The sequence below is a fragment of the Pseudomonas sp. PLMAX genome, from assembly GCF_046042685.1.
GTDB lineage: Bacteria > Pseudomonadota > Gammaproteobacteria > Pseudomonadales > Pseudomonadaceae > Aquipseudomonas > Aquipseudomonas putida_AE.
In genome coordinates this window covers 3,977,823-4,000,419 of the sequence record NZ_CP064949.1, presented here as the reverse complement: position 1 = coordinate 4,000,419, position 22,597 = coordinate 3,977,823, and the positions used below count along the sequence as shown (strand labels likewise).

The window sequence follows — 22,597 nt, the reverse complement described above, 5'->3', positions numbered from 1 at the left end:
TCTGCGGTGCCCAGCGCAAACCATTGCAGGAGCTGGCTTGCTAGCGAAGAGCCCGAAAACGCGATGCAATATTCGAGGCCGCCTTCGCCGGCAAGCCGGGCTCCTACAGGTCCGCGGTGCCCAGCGCAAATCATTGTAGGAGCTGGCTTGCCAGCGAAGAGGCCCGATAGCGCGATGCAATATTCGAGGACGCCATCGCCGTGATAAAGCTAAAAATCTTCATCGGCGGTAACATGAGCCCCCGTTCGCAGCCGGCCAGGCATGTGAAGGGGTACACAGCAGATACATTTTTCAGGTTCAGGAATTGCCAATGACTCAGTCGCAACGTTTGAAATACTCGATTCTGATCTCCCTCGTGGTACTGGGGACCATGTTTGGCCTTTCTTATTTGCAGAACACCGGCGTCATTAGCGAAAAACTGTTCCAGTACATCGCCATTGGCGTGGCGGTGGTCGTGGTGGTCATCAACGGCGTGATGCGCCGCAAGGTCAAGCCCTGAGCGGTGGCTCCGGCCCTGGCTTGATCAGTCGTTGTGCAGCAGGGCGGCGGCCCGGGGGTGGAGGCTGTAGCTTTTATCCGCATTGAGGACGATCACGCCTTCGCTGCACAGGCGTTTCAACACTTCGCGCACACTCAGAAACGACAGGGGAATGTCCAGCTCCAGCAAGTGGGTGTGCACGCCGCGCACGCCCAGGCTGCGGTCGTTTTCGGCGGCGGACAGCAGGGCGTCGATGACTTTGAGGCGAATCAGGCTGGTCCGCAAGCCAAAGCTCTTGAGCAGGACGCGGATCCGCTCGTTGCCGTTGCGCTCGGCAGGTTGGTCGAAAACACTGACCCTGCCCTTTGGCGCGTTGCTACCGTCCGTTGGCAGTTGCGAGTTGTACATTGCAAAAACTCCTTTTCAGAGCCTGATCGGGAAAAATTGGGCGCTCTTACAAAACAAGACGTATGAGCGTCACAAATCATGAAGACTTAAATGTAGAAATTTCGTCATCATTGCGTGATCGCTGTGTAAGGCACCTTTGACACGCGGTCCGGGCCCGCCATCCAGTCTCCTAAATTTTTCTCGTTTGTTTCGTCCCTAACAGGATGCGCAGTGCGTGTTTGTACGCAGAACTGTGACCATCGTTTTTCGATCAGGAGCGAATGTGATTATTTCCAGCCAGTTGACCAGGTTGAGCCTGGCGGGTGTGTTTCTGGGGCTGAGTCTTGCGGCGAATGCGCGCAGTCAGCTGGAGCAGGCCAGTGCCGATATCCGCCGGACCAGTTTTGGCGTGCCCCATATCCGCGCCGCGGACGAGCGGGGCCTCGGTTACGGCATCGGCTATGCCTACGCTCAGGATAACCTGTGTTTGCTGGCCAATGAGATCGTTACGGTGAACGGTCAGCGTTCGCGGTTTTTTGGTCCCGACCAACTGACGGTCGAGGAGCGCGAAAACCAGGTCAGCGATCTTTTTTTCAATTGGTTGAACACCCCGCAGGCCGTGGCCGGGTTCTGGCAGGCGCAAACCCCTGAAGTACGCGAGCTGGTCGAAGGTTATGTGGCCGGCTACAACCGCGCCCTGAGCGAGCGTCGGGCCCGGGGGCTGCCGGCGCAGTGCCAGGGCGACTGGGTGCGGGAAATCTCTGCCACGGACCTGGTCAAGCTGACCCGCCGCCTGTTGGTGGAAGGTGGCGTCGGGCAGTTTGCCGAAGCGCTGGCGGGTGCCACGCCGCCGGCCGCGGTCGCTGGCAATGGCGGCAAACAGACAGCGTTCCAACTGGCCGACGGGCGTATGCAGCGTTTTGCCCTGGACCGCGGCAGCAACGCGGTGGCGGTGGGCAGCGATCGGTCCTTCAATGGTCGCGGCATGTTGCTGGCCAATCCGCATTTCCCCTGGGTCGGCGGGATGCGCTTCTATCAAATGCACCTGACCATCCCCGGCAAACTGGATGTGATGGGCGCCGCGTTGCCTGGCCTGCCGCTGATCAACATAGGCTTCAACCAGCACCTGGCCTGGACCCACACCGTGGACTCGTCCAAGCACTTCACCTTGTATCGCCTGCAACTGGACCCCAAGGATCCAACCCGCTATCTGCTCGACGGCAAATCCATGCCCATGGACAAGCAGACCCTGTCGGTCGACGTCAAGCAGGCGGATGGCTCGGTCAAGGCCGTTTCCCATGTGGTCTACAGCTCGCAGTTCGGCCCCATTGTGCAGTGGCCGGGCAAGCTCGACTGGGATCGACAGTTTGCCTACAGCCTGCGCGACGCCAACCTGGACAATGACCGGGTGCTGCAACAGTGGTACGCGATGAATCGTGCTGGCAGCCTCAAGGAGTTCCAGGCCTCGGTGCACCAGATCCAGGGCATCCCGTGGGTCAACACGCTGGGAGCGGACGATCAGGGGCAAACGCTGTACATGAACCTGTCGGTGGTGCCGAACGTGAGTGCGGCGAAGCTGGCCCAGTGCAGCGATCCGCGGATCGGCCTGCAGATGATCGTGCTCGACGGTTCCAACAGCGCCTGTGCCTGGGACATCGACCCCCGGGCCGCGCAACCCGGTATTTTTGCCGCGGACCAGTTGCCGCAACTGTTGCGCAAGGACTTCGTGCAGCACTCCAACGATTCGGCGTGGATGGCCAATCCGGCGCAACCGCTGACCGGCTTTTCACCCTTGATCAGCCAGGACGGCCAGCCCCTGGGCCTGCGCTCGCGTTTTGCCCTGGATCGCCTGGGAGCGCTGGCCAAGGCCGGTCCGGTCGCCGCAGCCGATTTGCAGCACATGGTGCTGGATGACCAGGTGTATCAGGCAGCGCAAGTGATGCCCGACCTGCTGCAGTTCTGCGCGGCGGACCTGGGCAGCGATGGGAAAACCCTGGCGCCGCTGTGTGCCAGTCTCAAGGCTTGGGATCGCAAGGCCAATCTCGACAGCGGCCTTGGCTTCGTGCACTTCCAGAATGTCATGGAGGCTCTGGAGCAGGCGCCTGATGTCTGGCGTGTGGCGTTCGATCCACTGGACCCGCAACACACCCCGCGCGGCCTGGCGGTCGATCGTGCGCAGGTGGCGCAAGCGCTGCGCCAGGCCATGCTGGCCTCGATCGAGCAGGTCAAGGCGTCAGGGCTCAACCAGAACAGCCATTGGGGTGACATCCAGGTGGTCAGCAGCGGCGGCCAGCAGACGCCGATCCATGGCGGGCCGGGTACGCTGGGGGTATACAACGCCATTCAAAGCGTGCCCCGCACCGATGGCAAACGCGAAGTGGTCAGCGGCACCAGCTATCTGCAGGTGGTGACCTTCGATGAAAAGGGCCCGCAGGCCAAAGGCCTGTTGGCGTTTTCGCTGTCCAGCGACCCGGCGTCGAAGTACGCCCTGGACCAGACGCTGGCGTTTTCGCACAAGCAGTTGAGTGTGTTGCCGTTCACTGAGCAACAGATCACCTCCGATCCGCACTATCAGGCGCAGACGATCCACGAGCAGGATGACAAGGCCGGGAAGGTGGCCGCGCAGTAGAATCGCTGGTATGTGAGGCAAACAATGAAGGCCGCACCCCGTCAGGGTGGCGGCCTTCAGCTTTTCGGCGGTTGCTGCGGGATGGCGTTCAGGATCGGGTTGCCGTCCTTGTTGCGGGTCAGGTAGACCGGCAGCACCTTGGGCAGGGTCGCCACCAGGGTGTTGAGCTCGCGGATGTTGTAGATGCCGCCGATGCGGATCGCGCCAGTGGCATTATCGGCCACCTGCACCGGGGTTTGCAGGTAGCGATTGATCAGCGGCAGCGCTTCGCTCAGCGCCAGGTCATCGAGGACCAGCTTGCCGTTGAGCCAGGCCAGGGAATTGTCGTCGTCGTAGGTCTGGCTGATCCGCGGAATCAGGTCGCCATGGCGAAAGCTGGCCTGCATGGCCGGGCCGAGCCGTAGCCCATCACCCGGCAGGTCATCGTTGCTGCTGACCAGTACCGAGCCTTCGACCAGGTTCACTTTCACCTGGTCTTCATACATCCAGACGTTGAAGCGGGTGCCGGTGACCCGGACCTTGCCTTCGGCGGCCTTGACCACGAAAGGGTGGCTGGCGTCGTGACTGACACTGAAGAAGGCCTCGCCTTTTTTCAAGGTGACTCGACGCTGATCCTTGTAGTTGCTGTACGTCAGCTCGGTGCCCAGGTTCAGTTCGACCTTGCTGCCGTCCTTGAGGGTGACTTGGCGAACGTTGTCGGTCGCCTCGAAATGCTCATACGAGTCAGGCAACCAGCCCATGTTCCAACCGCTGTAGGCCGCCAACGGCAAGGCCAGCGCACACACGGCGGCGGCCATGCCGAAGGCCCGCCAGGGCGTCTGCGGCCTGGCGCGAACCAGGGGCACAACCGTTTCCGGACGCGGCAGGTCGCCAGCCACTTCCCAGATCTCGAGCATGGCCTCGTATTCGGACGCATGCAGTGGATGAACGTCTAGCCATTGTTCGAACGCCTGGCGCTCCTGCGCCGTGCAGTCAGGGGCATGCAGGCGCATGCACCAATGCGCAGCGGCATCGGTGATGGCGTCATATTGGGCTGGCGAGAGTGGGGTGTCGGTCATTGACTCATCCTGATTTCGCGCATTCTAACCTTGAGGGAAGTCTGCGAGAAACATCGATCATGGCAATTACCCATCAAAGTGTAATTATTTTCGATTCGGACCCGGACAAGCGCAATGCGCAAAACTAAGGTTCTGCGCATTTTTATGGCGTTCAGGGGGTGGATACGGGCACGGGATCGAGTTGTCGACCCATTTGGCAGATCAGATACGCAATCGAGTCGGCGTTGCGCAAAATGGTGTCGATGCGCAGATCCGCGTTGACCGGGTTCCTGAAGGCGCTTCGAGCGTCTGCCATTTTCTTGCAGCCAGTAATCTTCAGGATGGCCTTGCCCGCGTTTTCGGCGCCGGGAATCGAGTCCAGGCTGATCCATTCCTGCAACTCGTTGCTCCAGCGGGCGAAGAGTTCTTCCCTCGGGGTCGCCAGGGACAGCGCTTCTCGTTGATAGCGTTCCTGCCGGGTTTTCAAAGAGGCGCCAAAGCTGGTGATCGAGCTGATCAGGTCGCTGAAGGGGCGCCTCGCTTCAAGATAGGCAATATCTGCGCTTTGTGTAATGGCGTGCGAGAATTCATGAATCAGAGTGGCGGCCTGTGCATGTCCGTCGACATCGAAGGGTTCGGTCAGGCAAGCCTTGTATTGGCCGAGTTGTTGATCGAAAAACCGCTGGGTGAAATGCACATGTCTGCGTGAATCCTCGTCGATCACGAAGGCGATCAACACGTCCTGCGGGTCTTTGGTGGAGCCGACGACAAAGCGTTCGGTGTTCATCAAGTCATCATCCGGGTCGACAAGTGCCGTGCAGATCGGCGTGATCGCCTTTTTTATCTTGTCGAGCAGGTCGGTATCGACGTCTTTGACATCAAAGACGATTTTGAATAAACCGTCCAGCCGGGTGCCCTTAACAAGATGCCGGGCCTGCGCGAGATTGTGCAAGCTGTTGAAGGCGTAATAACGGGCCAAATCGATGGCCTTCACGATTTGACTGGCTTTTGCCGGGTGACGAGCCCGGATCTGCTCCATGCCGACGGCTTCGATGTTCAGGATTCGGCTGACTTCACGGCTTGACGTGTATTCGTTGATCATCTTCGACACGGCCTTGCCGTAGTGCACGGTATGCCGGTCCGGATCGATGACGAGTTTCTCGCTCGGCGTACTGCGCAGCGCAGGGCCGTCTACCAGGGTCTTGGTGATGCGCCAGACGGCGCCGGGTTTGGCGACGCGATAAACCTTCCCGGCGATCGCCGCATAGCGAAGTTTGCCGATGGAATCATCGTAGGTGCCATCCGCCTGGTTTTTAACCAGATCCTTCAATGCCACGGTCGTGGCTTCGAAGGGTTGCAGCAAGGTGCGTGCCGGTGCGGTCGGCTTTAATTGTGACCACTGCGCAGAGGCCAGATCGGTCTTCACAGGTTCTGTTTCCACCGTGGCGGGCACGGCCTCGGTCGAGGCGTGCAGCGACAAGCGCCCCAGCGAGACCATTTGCACGGCGCCGGCAATGAACTCCTGCAGCGCCTGTTTCCAGTGGTGCTCCTGCAAGGCTTCGGCGGAATCCTTGAAGTGCTTGTAGCTATGCCACAGGAACGGCCCATAGGCGAGTTTGCCGGGTAACAGGCCCGCGACCAGTTTGATGCCCTTGCTGAACAGGTTTTTCGCCGCCTCCCATTCCGCCTGAGCGGTGATTTCGGACTGACTGCCAAGCAGGTGCGATAGCAGCGTGACGTTGTCGGTAAATAGCTGCGCCAGCAGGTTGCCTTCGAGCGGGGAGGACGCGAGGGTGATCTCGCTGGGTTGCCCGACGGTGTCCTGGAGCAAGTTGCTGAACAGCGTTCGCTGATCCTCCGGAAGGCGGCGAATCAGCAGGTCCTGTAGCGGTCCGATTTTACAGAACGCCGAGACCAGGCTCGCCTCATTCTCGAACTCGGTGAACACCGAGCCTGAATGGTAAGGCGTATACAACACTTGCGGGCCTTCCTGCCCGGGGCCGGGGCCGATCAGGTACAGCCCCAGGGTTGCAGTGGCGTTGCCACCGGCGGTCTTGATCAATTCCAGCGGCCGAACGAGGGCGTGAGCTCCTTGCACCGATGCGCGGGCCAGGCTGTCTGGCATATCCAGCACTTGCCGGATCAAATCGAACGCCGTGGAAGACAGCCGCTGTTGAAGGTGCAGTGCATGGGCATGCTGCATCAATTGCCAGGGCAGTTGAAGCATGAAACGTTGCTTGCGGGTAGCGGCTTCGTCGCTGTCTTCCAGGAGCTTGCCTGTCACTTGTTTGGCAAAGGCTGTCTGGACGTCGAGTGACAACAAAAGTTGGCGGATGGCACTTTGGTCCAGGCCTTGAGGAAGCGGCTCCCGTTCACTTGACGTAATTGTGAACCCGGTGCCTTGAGCAACGCTGACATGGTTCAAGGCAAACTCGGTCAGGGTTCGGGAGGGGCCAGCCAGGGCCAGGTTGGGAGTGATCGCGATGTTGTCGGGGTCCAGTACTGCAGTGGGGAATCGGCTACCGAGCAACGATTTCAATCGACCATGTACAAAGGTGCGCAGGGTTGGCAGCCCGTGCAGGTAATCCTTGTCGTCGGTGACGTTGTGGCGGTATTGCTCCAGCAGTTCGATGTGCAATTGCTGTTCGTCGACGCCGGCCATGCCCAGCCACGCCGGCAAGGATTGCTGGTGGTTGATGGCCCGGGCGATGGCTGCGGCCCTGTGCAAATTGGTATCGCTGACCGTTTGTGCCAACTGCTCGAGCGCGGTGACCTGTTGCGCCGATGTCAGTGTTTGCGAGCGAACGTATTCGCAGCCTGCCAAAAAACGCTCAATGGACGATTGCGCCAGCTCGTGCAGGACATTGCCTTCAATCAGCCGCAGTGACCCGAGTGAGTAACGTCGATGGAATTTACGTTGGGTGGGCGTGAGGTTTTCCAGCAATGCCAAGCGTTGCAGAGGGTCGAGCAAGCGCTGGTTCAGCACCCGTTTCAAGTCGCTGACATGGTTGAAGACTTCCAGTCCCTCGGCCGGTGTCCACAAAATGGCCCGCCCCGAATGCTGGGGGTCGAGTCCGCCACGCTCGGTCAGCACGACGCAATTGGCCAGCGGCAGGACGTTTTTTTCGCCGGAGCATTCCAGGACCAGTTTGTAGGCATCGGGCCGGAATCCATTGAGCGCGCGGCGGTTTTTCCGCTCAGGCTGATCAGGGTTGAATACCGTATCGACGATCGCCCGGTCGGCTTTGCGGAGCGTTGAATTGATCACTCGCAGATTGGCTTCCCCGCGAAGACCCACAGAAAGAGCGTGGGCCAACCGGGGTTTCATGTTCGCAAGGTAGGTCTGCTGCACCGCCTGCGAGGTCAGCGGTTGCGCCGCAAACTCCGTCTTGATCGCCGATTCAACGTCGTTGAAGGTTTTTTCGAAGGCAGCGGCTTTATCCGCCAACACCGTGGACGGTTGCTGGGAGCCCGTTAACACCGGCCGGGTACTCCAGCGCCCATTGGCCTCCAGTGCGAGTAAGCGCTCGCTGATCATGGCGCGTATATCCAGCGCCTTGTCGAACAAGGCATGGATGTCGACGGTGCCGTCGCTGTGACGAAACACTTGCAGGACGTATTCCAGGTTTTGCAGCTGTTTACGAATGATCGCTTCGAACAGCGTCGTGAATATTGCCCCGGACACCACTTCTCCGGTGACTTGCGGCTGATTGAAGCCGATAAAGCGGTTACGCTCCTCCAGGCTCAGGAGGCCGTAGATTTCGTCCTCGTGACCGCTGGCTTTGAACTTACTCAGCAAGGTGTCTTTCAAGTCCTTGTAATCTGCCAACACCTGCAGCCCTTGAGTCGGGGTGTAGAGGTAGGCGTTGGCGTGGCTGATCATCAGCGACCCCGCCAGTTCTACGTAATTGGCCTGGTATTCCCACAGTCGCACGGTCTCCAGCGTTGGGCTGCGGGCCGTGCCGGCAGCCGGTTGAATCAGTGTGTGCAAGGCGGTGCTTTGTTGCGCAGTGATGATTTCGGCTTCGCGCTTGAGCACAATATCTGCACGCGCCTGTTCGCGAATGGCTCGGGCGAAAAACTCGCGACGCGTCGCACCGTCGGCGCTGCCGCCACTCCAAAAGCGCTCGACCTGCCGCGAAAGCAGGCTGATGAGTTTGCCGGAAGCGGTTTTGACGGCAGTTTCCCAGTGTTGCTGGTCGTTACCCTGTGGCGTTCTTTTGGGGTGGAAAAATTCAGGCTCCTGCCCCGCAGGCCACCGCTGGTCGCGGTAGTACGACAGCACTGCGGCACTCAAAGACATGGATTGGAGCCAGCGCCGTACAGGTGGATTGTCTTGCTCGGTGGGAGAGGTGGCGTAAAAGTTGACCCGGGTCTGACTCTGCTCCAACCCCGGAAACGATGAACCCAGCAGCTCATCGAGAAGGGTGTCGAGCAGCGATTCGAGTGTCGGCAGTTCACTTAATTCGTCGAGCAAGGCTTGATCATTCAGCCCCTGGTTTGCGGTGAGGGCGTTTCGCTGATGCTCAAACACGTCGCCGTCGATGGTCTCGAAGCTCACTTCAATGTGCCTGGTTGCTGCGAGTGTCTTGCGCCGGGCCAGCGACATGAACACGAGCAGATCGTCGTCTTCGGTCGCGGGGTTCAGTTGTTTTTCGAGCTCCTCGATCAAGGTTTCGCGACTGTCGAGCTTCCTGATGCCGCCATAGGGCGTGTAGAGAATCAGCCCTTTATCGTCCGGGGTGTCGCTCAGCACGAAACTGCCGGCCAAGGGTGTCGGGGCATGACCTTTGATAGTCAGCAGGATACTTTCGGCGAGCATCGGCGGGCGCTGTTGACTGCGCGAGGACTGGGTGGCCAGTTCCAGGTGACTGAACCATTCGAAATCCTTTTGCGTAAGTCCATGGGTTTTGCCCAGGTCGACCCAGAACCCGGGGGACTTCAAGGCTTCGGGAAAAAGCAGTGGGACGCTAGGTGTAGGCATCGTCGAATCTCAAATAGGGCGCGGCTGCGGGCGCATAGGGTTTGAGTGTCGAGACTAAAAGTCGGTGCTGTGGCGCGGGTGGTAGATAGTTAACGCACGGGGCCAGGGGATTCGTGCAGATGCCTGCTATGGAAAGGTTGACAGGTCACTGGTGGCGCGTTGTTAATCGGCGGTCTAGCTACGCTGTTGCCCCCTCCAAAAAATAATTAGTCTGGAGCTTCAGATGTCCGCGCCACACGATCCTGTATCTACTGTTGCCTCGCAAAACCTGTCCCTCGACCAGCTGACGGCATTGCTTGAGCAGATCTTCCTGCGTCATGGCACCTCTGGCGACGTCGCCCGGGTGCTGGCGCAAAACTGCGCCGGCGCCGAACGCGATGGTGCCCACAGCCATGGCGTGTTCCGCATTCCCGGTTATGTCTCGACCCTGCAAAGCGGTTGGGTCAATGGCCAGGCCGTTCCGGTGGTCGAGGATGTGGCGAGCGGGTTTGTCCGGGTCGACGCCGGTAACGGGTTTGCCCAACCGGCCCTGGCGGCCGCGCGCCCGCTGCTGGTGGAGAAGGCTCGCAGCGCCGGCATCGCGGTGCTGGCGATCCGTAACTCCCATCACTTCGCGGCCTTGTGGCCGGACGTCGAGCCCTTCGCCTATGAAGGTTTGGTCGCGCTCAGCGTGGTCAACAGCATGACGTGCGTGGTGCCCGATGGCGCCGATCGGCCGCTGTTCGGCACCAACCCGATTGCCTTCGCCGCCCCGCGAGCCGACGGCGATCCGATCGTCTTCGACCTGGCCACCAGCGCCATTGCCCATGGCGATGTGCAGATTGCCGCGCGCAAGGGCGAACGTTTGCCGCCGGGCATGGGCGTCGACAGCCTCGGTCAACCGACCCAGGACCCCAAGGCGATTCTCGAAGGCGGTGCCTTGCTGCCGTTCGGCGGGCACAAGGGTTCAGCGCTGTCGATGATGGTGGAGTTGTTGGCGGCGGCCTTGACCGGGGGTAATTTTTCCTTCGAGTTCGACTGGAAAAGCCATCCCGGTGCCAAGACGCCGTGGACTGGCCAGTTGCTGATCGTGATCGATCCGAGCAAGGCGGCGGGGCAGGGCTTTGCCGAACGCAGCCAGGAGCTGGTGCGGCAGATGCATGGCGTGGGGCTCAAGCGCTTGCCGGGGGATCGGCGCCACACTCAGCGTGCCAGGTCCCAGGTCGAGGGCATTGCGCTGGAGGCCTCGGAGCTGGCGCACCTGCGGGAGCTGGCCGGTCACTGAGGCTTGGCCCGGTTACTGTAGGAGCTGCCGCAGGCTGCGATCTTTTGGCGGCTTCAGATGCGCCGAAAATCAAGAGCAAAAGATCGCAGCCTTCGGCAGCTCCTACATAAAGCGTATTAGCGGCGAGACAGTAGCAGGCCGACCACCAGCCCGAAACCGGCGGAAACCGCCACGGTTTGCCACGGGTGACCACCGATGTAGCTTTCGGTGGCATCGACCGCCGGGATGGCCCGCTGCCGGACGCTGGTGACCGAGTCCCGGGCCTGTTGCAGTTTCTGGGCGATTTGCCCACGCAGGGTTTCGGCTTCCTCACCGACCAGTGAGGCACTGCTCTTGAGCAGTTTTTCAGATTCTTCGATCAGCGACTGCAGCTCGCTGAAGGCTTGATCCTTGATTTGATCTTCGGCGGCTTGCAGGGCGGTTTTGCGGGCCATTGAAGTACTCCTTGCGGTGATTGGACAGTGAACAATGGAGTGTCTGGCACTGGAAAAAGTTGCAGGGATTTTGCCTGTTCGCTAGATCCGCCAGAAAAACCAGAGCAGGGCGATTCTTCCTACAGTGTAAGATGTCGCCTATTTACGCAGCAGGAAAAATCCCATGAGTTTCAATCTGGCCGACAAACCCCTCGCCGAGCGCGCCGCCCTGGAAGACGAGAAATCCCGTCTGTTCGAGCTTTGGCAAAACAATCTGGGCAAAGCCAAGGGCGAAGCCGCGCGCCTGTTCGGCGAACGCGCCAAGCGCAAGGGCAAGTGGGCCGAGTGGGTCCGCGCCGAACTGGACGGCATGTCGCCGCCGGAGTTTTCGAACATGGTGCGCAGCGAAGTCAATCGGCTGATGGCGGCCAAATAATCTCAACGGCCGTACCCAATTCACTGTAGGAGCTGGCTTGCCAGCGAAGAGGCCCGAATGTGCGATGCACTTTTCAAAGCCGCCTTCGCCGGCAAGCCGGCTCCTACAGGAAGCAGGCAACAATCGCTTCGCGCACTTTCATGACCACCGGATCCAGCTGGGCACCAGTCCGCCAGCCCATTTCGATCGGATAGCGCGGCAACACCAGGGGGCAGGGCAGCAGTGCCAGGCCGCTGAGTGCCGCGATGCTCCTGGCCGCGTGCGCCGGGATGGTCGCCACCGCCTGGCTGCCCTTGAGCAGGTGCGGCAACGCCGCAAAGTGGGTGGTGGAGGCGCAGACCCGTCGACTCAGGCCCAGCGCCGCCAGCCCTTCATCGGTGATCCCGATAAAGCCGCCCGACGACACCAGAATGTGCTCACGGGCGACGAACTCCTCGAGGCTGATGGCCTGTTGTCCCTCGGTCAGACTGATCGGGTCGACCAGACACAAATAATCTCCCTCACCCAACACCTGTCGGCTGAGCAGACGCTCGGCAAAGCCGCCGGCGGTGATCGCCAGGTCGATACTGCGTTCCATCAGGGCCTGGGCGACGATCTGGCTGTGGGTCTGGCGAAAAATCAGCCTCAGTCCGGGCGCGCACCGGGCAATTTCCTCGATCAGGCGCCGGCCGTAGGCGATCTCGAAATCATCCGAAAGCCCCAGGGTCACGGAGCGGCCTTCGAAATGGTTGGCCATCGGATCGACCATCGCCAGGCTCTGCCGGCATTTGTTCAGGGCCTCACTGAGCACCGGCTTCAACTGGTTGGCCTTAAGCGTGGGTGCCAGGCCGCGACCGGTGCGCACGAATAACTGATCGCCATACACCTCACGCAAACGCCGTAAAGCTGCGCTGACAGCCGATTGCGTCACCCCCAGGCGCACTGCCGCGCGGCTGGCACTGGATTCTTCATGCAGGGCTTCGAAGACTTTGAGCAGATTGAGATCGAGGGAGGCGATATTCATGTGGTTCATATCATTCAGCAGTGAGTTGCTCTTTATTGATGATCCGATGTCGGCCGAGAATGAGCAACACCTGATGCCAACGGAGTCACCGCAAATGCCCAAGTCAATCGTTGCCGCCCTGCAGATCGGTGCCTTGCCCGGTGGCAAGGCCGACACCCTGGAACTGATCCTGTCGTTTGAAAGGGCGATCGTCGAAGCCGGCGCCGCGCTGGTGGTCATGCCCGAAGCACTCTTGGGCGGTTATCCCAAGGGCGAGGGGTTCGGCACTCAACTGGGTTATCGCTTGCCCCAGGGACGCGAGGCCTTTGCCCGCTATTTCGCCAACGCCATCGATGTGCCTGGCGTCGAGACCGAAGCACTGGCGGGGCTGTCGGCGCGCACCGGGGCCAACCTGGTGATCGGCGTGATCGAGCGCGCCGGCAGTACCTTGTATTGCACCGCGCTGTATTTCGACCCCCAGGCCGGATTGCTCGCCAAACACCGCAAGCTGATGCCGACCGGCACCGAACGGCTGATCTGGGGCATGGGCGACGGTTCCACCCTGCCGGTGCTCGACAGCCAGGTCGGACGGATCGGCGCGCTGGTGTGTTGGGAAAACATGATGCCGCTGCTGCGCACCGCAATGTACGCCAAAGGCGTGGAGGTGTGGTGCGCGCCGACCGTGGATGAGCGGGAGATGTGGCAGGTGAGCATGCGCCATATTGCCCACGAGGGGTGCTGCTTCGTGGTCAGCGCATGCCAGGTCCAGGATTCGCCGCAAGCCCTGGGGCTGGAGATCGCCAACTGGCCGGCGGACCGGCCGTTGATTGCCGGTGGCAGCGTGATCATCGGGCCGATGGGGGATATCCTGGCCGGACCGCTACGGGATGGGCCTGGTCTGCTTTGCGCTGAAATTGACACCGATGACCTGATCCGCGCCCGATACGACTATGACGTAGTCGGTCACTATGCGCGTCCGGATGTGTTCGAATTGACGGTGGATGAGCGGGCCAAACCCGGTGTTCGTTTCACCACATGACCACTGTGGGAGCGAGCTCTCTCCCACGGGGATCCGCGCTGCGCATGGAGGCGTTCCTGTTTGTAGAAGGGCTGTGCCATCAGCGGTCCAGCCCTGAAACCTTGGTGGTCTACTGTGCGGCAGCTGCCTTTGCTGCGGGTTCAAGCCTGGTCGGCACGTCGGGGTTCTCCATGACCTGGAGAATCGAGGCTTCCGGATCGAAATCGTCTTCTTCCAGTTCGATGAATTCTTCAGGCAGGAAGATATTCAGCACGATGGCGCACAGTGCACCGACAGTGATCGGCGATTCGAAAATGTTGTGCAGCGCCTTGGGCAGCTCGCGCAACACCTCCGGTACCGCCGCCACACCCAGGCCCATGCCGATGGAAATCGCCACGATCAGCATGTTGCGTCGATGCAGTCCGGCTTCGGCGAGGATCTTGATCCCGGCCACGGCGACGGTGCCGAACATCACGAGCTCGGCACCGCCCAGCACCGGCTTGGGCATCAGCTGCAGCACCGCGCCGATCATCGGGAACAGCCCCAGTATGACCAGCAGGCCGGCAATGAAAAACGCCACGTAACGACTGGCCACGCCAGTCAACTGGATCACCCCGTTGTTCTGCGCGAAGGTCACCATTGGCATGCTGTTGAACACTGCGGCCATGGCCGAGTTGAGGCCGTCGGCCAACAGACCGGACTTGATCCTGCGAATGTACACCGGGCCCTTGACCGGTTGCCGGGAAATCATCGAGTTGGCGGTCAGGTCACCGGCTGCTTCCAGCGGCGACACCAGGAAAATCACCGCGACCGGGACGAACGCCACCCAGTCGAAGGAAAAACCATACTTGAACGGTACCGGCACGCTCATCAGCGGCACGGCGGGCAGGCTGGCGAAATCGACGTGGCCCAGCAGCCAGGCGACGACGTAGCCGAGGGTCAGGCCGATGACGATCGCGCCCAGGCGCAGGAACGGCACGTCCACCCGGTTCAACACCACGATGGTGCCCAGCACCAGTGCCGCCAGGCCCAGGTGACTGGCCGCGCCGAGGTCGGGGGCGCCGAAGCCGCCGGCGATGTCGGTCATGGCGACCTTGATCAACGACAGGCCCATCAGGGTGATGATGGTGCCCGTCACGACCGGGGTGATCAGCATCCGCAGCCTGCCGATGAACTGGCTCAAGACCACTTCGATGAAGGCGGCAAAGAAGCACACGCCGAAGATCGTCGAGAGGATTTCATCGGTGCCGCCGCCCCGGGCCTTGACCATGAAACCGGCACTGAGGATCACGCTGATGAACGAGAAACTGGTGCCTTGCAGGCACAACAGCCCCGAACCGACCGGGCCGAAACGCCGCGCCTGGACGAAAGTGCCGAGGCCGGAGACGAACAGCGCCATGCTGATCAGGTAGGGGATTTCACTCTGCAAGCCCAGGGCACTGCCCATGATCAGCGTTGGGGTGATGATGCCGACGAAGCTGGCGAGCACGTGTTGCAGGGCGGCGAACACCGTGGCGGTGAGGTGCGGGCGGTCGTCGAGGCCGTAGATCAGGTCATTGTGGCGCGGGGTTTTTTCTGGGGAAGTCATGGTTTGCGTGCCGGGAGGCGGGGCCGGGTCAGAAAATGGAGGCGCAGGATGCCAGAAAGACTATTTTGTGGCGAGCGATGAGCCTCATACCCAACACAATCCCTGTGGGAGCGGGCTTGCTCGCGAAGGCGGCGTGTCATCAAACATATACATCGACTGACACACAGCCTTCGCGAGCAAGCCCGCTCCCACAGGGACGTGGGTATTTACGAAAACGCTGCGAGCAAATCCTCTTCGAACGCTTTCTGCGCATCCCCCGGCACCTGGGCTCGATGGCGAGCCAGATGAAACGCCACCTCGAAACTCAAGCCAGCGCGACGCACCGGCCGCAGCAAACCCTTGTCTTCCCAGCTGCGGGCAAAGTGACTGGGCAGGTAGCCGATGTGCTTGCCGGACAGAATAAAGGCGAGGGTGCCTTCGACCTGCTCCGCACGCGCCGAACACAGCTTTCCTTGAAAGGGTTCGTCGCTGCGCAGGAAACGGTAGGGGTGATCGACCCGATCGCAGGCCTGCAGTGCGTCATCATCCGGCGCCTCATCGGTGAACAGCGGATGGCCCAGGGCGCAGTACAGGTGCTGGGTCTCGCTGAACAGCTGGTGGTAGTCAAACGCGCCCTGGATCTGCGAGAAATACCCGATGGCCAGGTCCAGCCGCTGCTGCAGCAGCAATCGCTCCATGTCGCCGGGCATGGCGCTCATCAACTCGATGCGCACCGATTCGTCACGCTCGCGAAAGCGCCGGATCGCCTCGGCCACTCGCTGCAGCACCGATTGATCCAGCGCTTCGGACACCCCCAGGCGCACCTCGCCGATCAGGCGCCCGGCCACACCGTTGGATTGATGACGGAACGCTTCGATGGACTGGAACAGGCCGCGCGTCGCGATGAGCAGTTGTTCGCCCTTGGGCGTGATGCGAAATCCGCCCTTGCCACGGCTGCACAAGCGATAGCCGAGGCGGGTTTCCAGCTTGGCCATTTGCTGGCTGATGCTCGACTGGCTCAAGCCCAGCTCACCCTGGGCGGCGCTGAAGCCGCCGCATTCCACGACGCTGACAAACAGGCGCAGCAGTTGCAGGTCCAGATCATGCAATTGACCGAGCATCAAACATTACTCCGGGATAATGTCAGCGTAATAATCTTTATATTTTACCAATGTAACCGAGGACGCATCCTGCAGCCACTTCCCCCGGTCAGGTGATCGTCATGGCTCCCGTGTTCAAGATGTGTATCCCCGCGCTGTTCCTTGCCATGGCCGCCGCGGCCGAGGCGGAGGACAAGGTGGTCAACCTCTACAGTTGGGCCGACTACGTGGCCCCCGAAACCCTGCAGCGCTTTGAACGGGAAACCGGTATTCACGTGCGCTACGACACCTTCGATGCGCCGGAAGTGCTGGAAACCAGACTGCTCACCGGCGGCAGCGGCTATGACGTGGTGGTGCCGTCGTCCAGTGTCCTGGCCCGCGGCCTGGCGGCGGGTGCGTTGCAGGCCATTCCCCACGAAGGCCTGAAGGGCTACGCCAACCTTGATCCGGACCTGCTGGAAAAACTCGCTGCGGTTGATCCGGGCAACCAATATGGCGTGCCTTATACCTGGGGCACCTTGGGGTTGGGGATGAATGTCCAGGCGGTGCGGCAACGCCTGCCGAACGTGCCCCTCAACAGCCTCGACCTGCTGTTCAAACCCGAATACGCGAGCAAGCTCAAGGACTGCGGCATCGCGATCATCGATTCGCCGCAGGAGGTGATCGGCCTGGCCTTGCACTATCTGGGCAAGGATCCCTACAGCACAGACAAGAAGGACCTCGACGCGGCGCAAGCGCTGTTACAGCAATTGCAGCCTTCGGTGCTGTACGTCGCCAGCGGCCGGCAGATCAACGACCTGGCCAATGGCAGCGTGTGCCTGGCCCTGGCCTACAACGGCGACGCGAGCATGGCCGCCGATCAGGCGCGCAAGGCCGGCAAACCCTATGAAATCGCCTATCGGATCCCCAAGGAGGGCACCCTGGTGTGGCAGGACAACCTGGCGATCCCCAAGGACGCGCCGCACCCCGAGGCAGCACGCCAGTTCATCGAATTCATGTTGCGTCCCGAATCCGTCGCCGCGCTGACCAATACCCTGTTCTTCGCCACCGCCAACCAGGCCGCGACGCCTATGGTCGACGAGGCGGTGCGCACCGACCCGGACATCTATCCACCCGCCGACATCCGCGGGCGCCTGTACGCCGACCGCAGCATGAGCCTCAAGGACATGCGCCAGCGGACCCGCGTGTGGACCACTTTCCGTAGCCGCCAATAACAAGGAGCCTCCAATGGACGTCCCCGTGCACAACGATCAGGCCATCACCCGTGACAGCCTTTATGGCACCGCCGCCGAAAGTACCTACGCCGGCATCACCAGTTTCATGCGTCGACGCTACAGCCGCGACCTGCGCGGCGTCGACGTAGCGGTCAGCGGCGTGCCGTTCGACACCGCCACCAGCAACCGCCCCGGCGCCCGCTTCGGCCCACGGGGGATCCGCGCCGCTTCCACCGGGATTGCCTGGGAGCGCCACTGGCCGTGGACCTTCGACCCCTTCGATCATCTGGCGGTGGTCGACTTCGGCGATTGCGACTTCGATTACGGGTCGCCGCAGTCGACACCCGAATGCATCGAAGCCCACGGCGAGCACATCCTCAATGCTGGCAGTGCGATGCTGACCTTCGGCGGCGATCACTTCATCACCTATCCGCTGCTCAAGGCCCATGCGCGCAAGCACGGTGCGCTGTCGCTGATTCACTTCGACGCCCACAGCGATACCTGGCCGGACGAGGAGGGCAAGCGTATCGACCACGGCACCATGTTCTGGCATGCGGCCAAGGAAGGGCTGGTCGATCCGTCGCGTTCGGTGCAGATCGGCTTGCGCACCACCAACGACGATCATCAGGGCTTCCAGGTGCTGGACGCGCGGCAAGTTCATCGGCGTGGCGTCGATGCGATCGTCGAAGCGATTCGCACAAGGGTCGGTGACAACCCGGTGTACCTGACGTTCGACATCGATTGCCTCGATCCGGCATTCGCGCCGGGTACTGGAACACCGGTGTGCGGTGGGTTGAGCACGGTGCAGGCGCTGGAAATCCTTGGCGGTCTGCGCGGAATCAACCTGGTGGGCATGGACGTGGTGGAAGTAGCGCCGGTCTATGACAATGCCGACATCACTTCATTGGCGGCGGCGACGCTGGCGATGGAGATGCTGTGCCTGTATGCGGCCAAACATAAGGTCGACCGGTAACACGCTCCCCTTGTAGGAGCTGGCTTGCCAGCGAAGGCGGCGCCACAGTCAACATCGTGGTGTCAGACAGGCCCTCTTCGCTGGCAAGCCAGCTCCTACAGGTAACGGGGTCAGGCGACCGGGATTTTCGGCAGATCCAGGGTCACACCCCCGGTGAACCGCGCAAACGACCCGCTAATGGATTCATGAGGCACGCCTTTTGGCACATCGCTGACACCATCGAGCCGCGACAACTGCTCGGCATCCAGTTGCACATTCAAGGCCCCCAGTGTCGCATCCAGCTGTTCACGGGTACGCGAGCCCAGGATCGGAATCAGTGTCGTGGTCGAGCGCCTGGCTTGTTCGCGCAGCCAGGCGATGGCCACGTGGGTCGGGCTCACACCCAGTTCCTCCGCGACGGCCAGCAGGGTGTCGAGCAGGGCGGTTTCCCGGGCGCTTTTCTCGGCGTGAACCAGCATCCCCAGTTTGCTCGCGCGGTTATCGCCATCGCCAGTGCGGTACTTGCCGGTAAGGAAGCCGCCGCCCAATGGCGACCATAGCGTTGCGGCCAAACCCAGGGCTTCGGCCATGGGCAGTTGTTCACGTTCGGCGGTGCGTTCGGCCAGGCTGTACTCGACCTGGATCGCCGCAATCGGGGCGAAACCGCGCACCTCGGCCAGCAGGTCGGCACGGGCGATGCGCCACGCCGGGAAGTTCGACAGCCCGGCGTAATGGATCTTGCCAGCGCGGACCAGGTCGTCGAAACCACGCAGGATCTCTTCCATCGGCGTCACGCCGTCGCTCATGTGCGCCCAGAACAGATCGATGTGATCGGTCTTCAGTCGTTTCAGGCTCTCCTCCACGGCGCGAACCATGTTCTTGCGGTTGTTGCCGGTGTGGGAAATGCCAGCGTCCGGCGTGGTGCCCAGCGTGTATTTAGTGGCGATGACCAGGCGATCGCGTTCCGCGGCGATGAATTCGCTGAGCATGGCTTCCGACTGACCAGCCTGGTAGCCGTTGGCGGTGTCGATGAAATTGCCGCCGGCCGCCAGGTAGCCATCAAAAATGCCCTTGGCTTCTTCGCGCTCGGCACCATGGCCCCAGCCGGTGCCAAAGTTGCCGGCACCCAGGGCCAGTTCGGAAACCCGCAAGCCGGTTTTACGGCCGAAAACTTTGTAATGCATGGGGAGGACTCCTGAGGACACGCCTGTTTGGTTAAATGTTGTACGTCATTTATTAAATATGATGCCAATCATATAATCCGTCAAGACACTTTTTCCCGGGTCCAATTGCGCAAGCCCGGCGCGATATTTCACAGAAGCCAGCGTCGACGGATGGCATACTGCCGCGCATGAATGTCGACTCTCCCCTCAGTGCCTGGCAGCACGCGATCGAACAGAAGGGTTTCGTCCAGGACGAGGCCCAGGAACATGCCGTCTGGGCCTTGCAAAAGTGCCATGAAGCGCTGCATGAAGGCCGCAAGCCGATCATGGGCGTCTACCTCTGGGGCCCGGTCGGGCGGGGCAAGACCTGGTTGATGGACCAGTTCTACCAACACCTGCGGGTGCCGGCCCGGCGGCAGCACTTTCATCATTTCATGGGTTGGGTGCACCAACGTTCATTTCAGCTGACCGGTACCGCCGATCCGTTGCAGGCCTTGGCTCGCGAGCTGAGCGAAGAGGTGCGCGTGCTGTGTTTTGACGAGTTGTTCGTCAATGACATCGGTGACGCGATCATTCTCGGGCGCTTGTTCCAGGTGATGTTCGAACAGGGCGTGGTGGTGGTCTGCACCTCCAACCTGCCCCCGGACCAGTTGTACGCCGACGGCTTCAACCGCGACCGCTTCATGCCGGCCATCGCCGCGATCAAACGGCACATGCAGGTGATCGCGGTGGACGGTGGCGAAGATCATCGCCTGCACCCGGGGCAGGGCTTGCAACGTTACTGGGTCACCGAGCCCGGTCAGCCCAGCGCGCTGGCTGAGGTTTTCCGGATGCTGACGGTTGGCCAAGGGGTTTCCAACGAGCCGATCAAGGTCGGTTATCGTACGCTGCCGGTGGTGCAGGCCAGCCAGGGTGTGCTCTGGTGCCGCTACGCTGACCTCTGTGAGCAGCCATTTGCCGCGATGGATTTCATGGCCCTGTGCGACCGCTTCAGCGCTATTCTTTTAAGCGACGTGCCCAACCTCAGCGCGCAAAAACGTGCCGGGCGCATTGCCCGGGGAACTGAAGACGGTGCCGTGCGGGTGGAGGCCGGGGATCGTGAGTTGCCGCAATTGTCGGTGCACGACGACGGTGTGCGGCGTTTCATCGCGCTGGTGGACGAGTGCTACGACCGCAAGGTGCCGCTGTACCTCGAAGCCCAGGTGCCCATGGACTCGCTCTACACCGAGGGCTACCTGGAATTTCCGTTCCGCCGCACCCTCAGTCGCTTGCAGGAGATGCAGTTGCAACGTTTCGCCGAGGCGTGAAATCCAGGAGGCGTGAAGATGAATCAACCTCTGTCGCATCATTTTTTGACCATGGCTTATCAGAATGCCTGGGCCAATCACCGACTGGCCAAGGCCTGGTGCCAGTTGAGCGAGGATGAGCTGGCGGCGCCGCGGGTCAATTTCTTTCCCAGTCTGCGCGCCACCCTCAACCACATCCTGACCTGCGACTGGTTCTACGTGGATGCCCTGGAGCGCGAGCTGCGCGGTGATGATCCCCATCCTGATTGTCATGTGTTCTTCAAGGACGACGAGCCGGTTACCCAAGCGCACGAGCTCAAGCGCGAACAGGCCCAGGTCGACCGACGCTTGATCGCCTACTGCGAGCAGATGCGCGATGTGGACCTGGGCAAGATCGTGACCATCGCCCGGGACACCCCGCAATACGACAGCCGCCTGCGCCTGCTGTCGCATCTGTTCGAGCACCAGCTCCATCATCGCGGGCAGGTTCACGCGATGCTCAGTGGTACTTCGGTCAAGCCGCCGCAGCTGGACGAGTTTTTTTGTGCCGGGGAGTCTTCGTTAAGGGCTGAGGATTTTGCCGAGCTGGGGTGGACTGAAGCACTGATCTGGGGACATTAAGATCAAAAGATCGCAGCCTTCGGCAGCTCCTACAAAGGCGGCGATCTTTTGATCTTAAGGTCTTGAAGCCACAACGCCGCTCGCGATATGTTCCCCAGGCCTTCCAGCGCGAACAACGTACTGGGGCAAGTCATCGAGGATGGAAATGGATTCCGCAGAAATTCTTGTGCTTCAAGCCAGCTACACCAACCCAGTGCATGCCGAGGCGATTGGCCTGGTGTTGAACAGTTACGCCGAAGATCCAATGGGCGGTGGTCACTCCCTTCCGGCCACTGTGCTGGAGCATCTGCCGGCTGAGTTGGCCAAGCGCCCCCATGCGTTCAGCGTGCTGGCCTTTGTCGGCGGCGAGCCGGCCGGGCTGGTCAATTGCTTCGAAGGGTTTTCGACCTTTGCCTGCCGGCCATTGGTCAACGTGCACGACGTGGCGGTGGTACCCAAGTTTCGCGGCCTGGGACTGAGCCAGCGGATGCTTGACAAAGTCGAGGACATTGCCCGTCAGCGCGGCTGCTGCAAGATCACCCTGGAGGTGCTGGAAGGCAATGCGGTGGCGCAGGCGTCCTACGGCAAGTTCGGCTTTGCCCCGGGCGAGTTCGATCCGGCGCATGGGCGCATGATGTTCTGGATCAAGCCGCTGTAATCCTGACTGTACCTGTACCTGTAACTGTAGGAGCGAGCTTGCTCGCGATGGGCTAGAGAGCTCCGCGTTTAGTCAGTCAACACGCGTTATCGTTAACGACCATCGCGAGCAAGCTTGCTCCTACAGAAATGCGGCAGTCAGAGGTTAATCTTTTGGCCGGTAGGACTCGGTCATTTGCGCGGTTTGATCGTCCGGTACCCGTAACTCTTTCGCCTGGTCTGGCGTGATGTTGCCTAGCGCCACTTGCTGGTTGTAGTGCAGGGTTTCGTAGTAGTAGCGCATGCGTTCGGCCCCGCCTTCGGCAAAGGCGCTGGCGGAGCCCAAGGTCATCAGTACCGCGAGGATCAAGTTGGATCTTTTCATGGTGTGCCTCCCACTTACAGATGTCGGATGCCGTTCGTCCATGAGTCGATGAATCAAAGTCGAACG

General features: G+C 61.0%; 19 protein-coding genes. 10 read left to right on the top strand and 9 right to left on the bottom strand.

The annotated features are described in order from the left end of the window. Nucleotides 1–310 precede the first annotated feature (310 nt). Complete coding sequence (locus DKB71_RS18230) at nucleotides 311–499, top strand: hypothetical protein (protein ID WP_008061425.1); 189 nt, start codon at nucleotides 311–313, stop codon at nucleotides 497–499. Nucleotides 500–523: 24 nt separating this feature from the next. On the opposite strand, the gene DKB71_RS18225 is transcribed toward DKB71_RS18230, so the two are convergent. Continuing rightward, the gene (locus DKB71_RS18225; RefSeq protein WP_274078067.1) at nucleotides 524–886 is read right to left on the bottom strand and encodes a fe2+ zn2+ uptake regulation protein; all 363 of its coding nucleotides are present in this window, start codon (nucleotides 884–886) and stop codon (nucleotides 524–526) included. A 262-nt stretch (nucleotides 887–1,148) separates the two neighbouring features. On the opposite strand from DKB71_RS18225, the gene DKB71_RS18220 reads away from it, so the two are divergent. Then, entirely contained in the window at nucleotides 1,149–3,494 is a 2,346-nt protein-coding gene (locus DKB71_RS18220) for an acylase (RefSeq protein WP_408596374.1), read from the top strand. Between the two features lie 56 nt (nucleotides 3,495–3,550). On the opposite strand, the gene DKB71_RS18215 is transcribed toward DKB71_RS18220, so the two are convergent. Next, complete coding sequence (locus DKB71_RS18215; RefSeq protein ID WP_406591550.1) at nucleotides 3,551–4,552, bottom strand: FecR family protein; 1,002 nt, start codon at nucleotides 4,550–4,552, stop codon at nucleotides 3,551–3,553. A 151-nt stretch (nucleotides 4,553–4,703) separates the two neighbouring features. Continuing rightward, a complete protein-coding gene (locus tag DKB71_RS18210; RefSeq protein WP_408596372.1) occupies nucleotides 4,704–9,515 on the bottom strand; it encodes a dermonecrotic toxin domain-containing protein in 4,812 nt (1,603 codons plus the stop codon). A 223-nt stretch (nucleotides 9,516–9,738) separates the two neighbouring features. Here DKB71_RS18210 and DKB71_RS18205 point away from each other — a divergent pair, with 223 nt between their 5' ends. Beyond that, nucleotides 9,739–10,779, top strand: a complete 1,041-nt coding sequence (locus DKB71_RS18205; RefSeq protein ID WP_408596370.1) for an Ldh family oxidoreductase — start codon at nucleotides 9,739–9,741, stop codon at nucleotides 10,777–10,779. 116 nt (nucleotides 10,780–10,895) lie between these two features. Here DKB71_RS18205 and DKB71_RS18200 read toward each other — a convergent pair whose 3' ends face one another. Further along, the gene (locus DKB71_RS18200; RefSeq protein WP_323628668.1) at nucleotides 10,896–11,213 is read right to left on the bottom strand and encodes a DUF883 family protein; all 318 of its coding nucleotides are present in this window, start codon (nucleotides 11,211–11,213) and stop codon (nucleotides 10,896–10,898) included. A 163-nt stretch (nucleotides 11,214–11,376) separates the two neighbouring features. On the opposite strand from DKB71_RS18200, the gene DKB71_RS18195 reads away from it, so the two are divergent. Beyond that, nucleotides 11,377–11,628 (top strand): hypothetical protein, encoded by a 252-nt coding sequence (locus tag DKB71_RS18195; protein ID WP_008061409.1) that lies wholly within the window; start codon nucleotides 11,377–11,379, stop codon nucleotides 11,626–11,628. Between the two features lie 103 nt (nucleotides 11,629–11,731). Here DKB71_RS18195 and DKB71_RS18190 read toward each other — a convergent pair whose 3' ends face one another. After that, the gene (locus DKB71_RS18190; protein ID WP_408596367.1) at nucleotides 11,732–12,640 is read right to left on the bottom strand and encodes a LysR family transcriptional regulator; all 909 of its coding nucleotides are present in this window, start codon (nucleotides 12,638–12,640) and stop codon (nucleotides 11,732–11,734) included. A gap of 85 nt (nucleotides 12,641–12,725) precedes the next feature. On the opposite strand from DKB71_RS18190, the gene DKB71_RS18185 reads away from it, so the two are divergent. Continuing rightward, on the top strand, nucleotides 12,726–13,649 hold the full coding sequence (locus tag DKB71_RS18185) for a carbon-nitrogen hydrolase family protein (protein ID WP_408601125.1): 924 nt from the start codon (nucleotides 12,726–12,728) through the stop codon (nucleotides 13,647–13,649). A gap of 109 nt (nucleotides 13,650–13,758) precedes the next feature. Here DKB71_RS18185 and DKB71_RS18180 read toward each other — a convergent pair whose 3' ends face one another. Then, on the bottom strand, nucleotides 13,759–15,216 hold the full coding sequence (locus DKB71_RS18180) for a nucleobase:cation symporter-2 family protein (protein WP_408596365.1): 1,458 nt from the start codon (nucleotides 15,214–15,216) through the stop codon (nucleotides 13,759–13,761). A gap of 206 nt (nucleotides 15,217–15,422) precedes the next feature. Beyond that, nucleotides 15,423–16,316 (bottom strand): LysR family transcriptional regulator, encoded by an 894-nt coding sequence (locus DKB71_RS18175; protein ID WP_408596363.1) that lies wholly within the window; start codon nucleotides 16,314–16,316, stop codon nucleotides 15,423–15,425. A gap of 101 nt (nucleotides 16,317–16,417) precedes the next feature. On the opposite strand from DKB71_RS18175, the gene DKB71_RS18170 reads away from it, so the two are divergent. Beyond that, nucleotides 16,418–17,509, top strand: coding sequence for an extracellular solute-binding protein (locus tag DKB71_RS18170; RefSeq protein WP_408596361.1), 1,092 nt, complete (start codon nucleotides 16,418–16,420; stop codon nucleotides 17,507–17,509). 13 nt (nucleotides 17,510–17,522) lie between these two features. After that, entirely contained in the window at nucleotides 17,523–18,482 is a 960-nt protein-coding gene (speB, locus tag DKB71_RS18165; protein ID WP_408596359.1) for an agmatinase, read from the top strand. A 110-nt stretch (nucleotides 18,483–18,592) separates the two neighbouring features. On the opposite strand, the gene DKB71_RS18160 is transcribed toward speB, so the two are convergent. Next, nucleotides 18,593–19,645 (bottom strand): aldo/keto reductase, encoded by a 1,053-nt coding sequence (locus DKB71_RS18160; RefSeq protein WP_323628674.1) that lies wholly within the window; start codon nucleotides 19,643–19,645, stop codon nucleotides 18,593–18,595. A gap of 167 nt (nucleotides 19,646–19,812) precedes the next feature. Between DKB71_RS18160 and zapE the strand changes: the two genes are divergently transcribed. The 3 genes from zapE (at nucleotide 19,813) to DKB71_RS18145 (ending at nucleotide 22,168) form a co-directional block, all read left to right on the top strand. Further along, nucleotides 19,813–20,931 (top strand): cell division protein ZapE, encoded by a 1,119-nt coding sequence (zapE, locus tag DKB71_RS18155; RefSeq protein WP_408596357.1) that lies wholly within the window; start codon nucleotides 19,813–19,815, stop codon nucleotides 20,929–20,931. A gap of 18 nt (nucleotides 20,932–20,949) precedes the next feature. Further along, nucleotides 20,950–21,531, top strand: a complete 582-nt coding sequence (locus tag DKB71_RS18150; protein ID WP_408596355.1) for a DinB family protein — start codon at nucleotides 20,950–20,952, stop codon at nucleotides 21,529–21,531. A gap of 145 nt (nucleotides 21,532–21,676) precedes the next feature. Beyond that, nucleotides 21,677–22,168 carry a GNAT family N-acetyltransferase gene (locus tag DKB71_RS18145; RefSeq protein WP_274075865.1) on the top strand — a complete coding sequence of 164 codons (492 nt, stop codon included), beginning with the start codon at nucleotides 21,677–21,679 and terminating at the stop codon, nucleotides 22,166–22,168. 144 nt (nucleotides 22,169–22,312) lie between these two features. Here the strand turns inward: DKB71_RS18145 and DKB71_RS18140 are convergent, their stop codons facing one another. Next, the gene (locus DKB71_RS18140) at nucleotides 22,313–22,531 is read right to left on the bottom strand and encodes a hypothetical protein (RefSeq protein WP_408596352.1); all 219 of its coding nucleotides are present in this window, start codon (nucleotides 22,529–22,531) and stop codon (nucleotides 22,313–22,315) included. Between the last annotated feature and the right edge of the window lie 66 nt (nucleotides 22,532–22,597).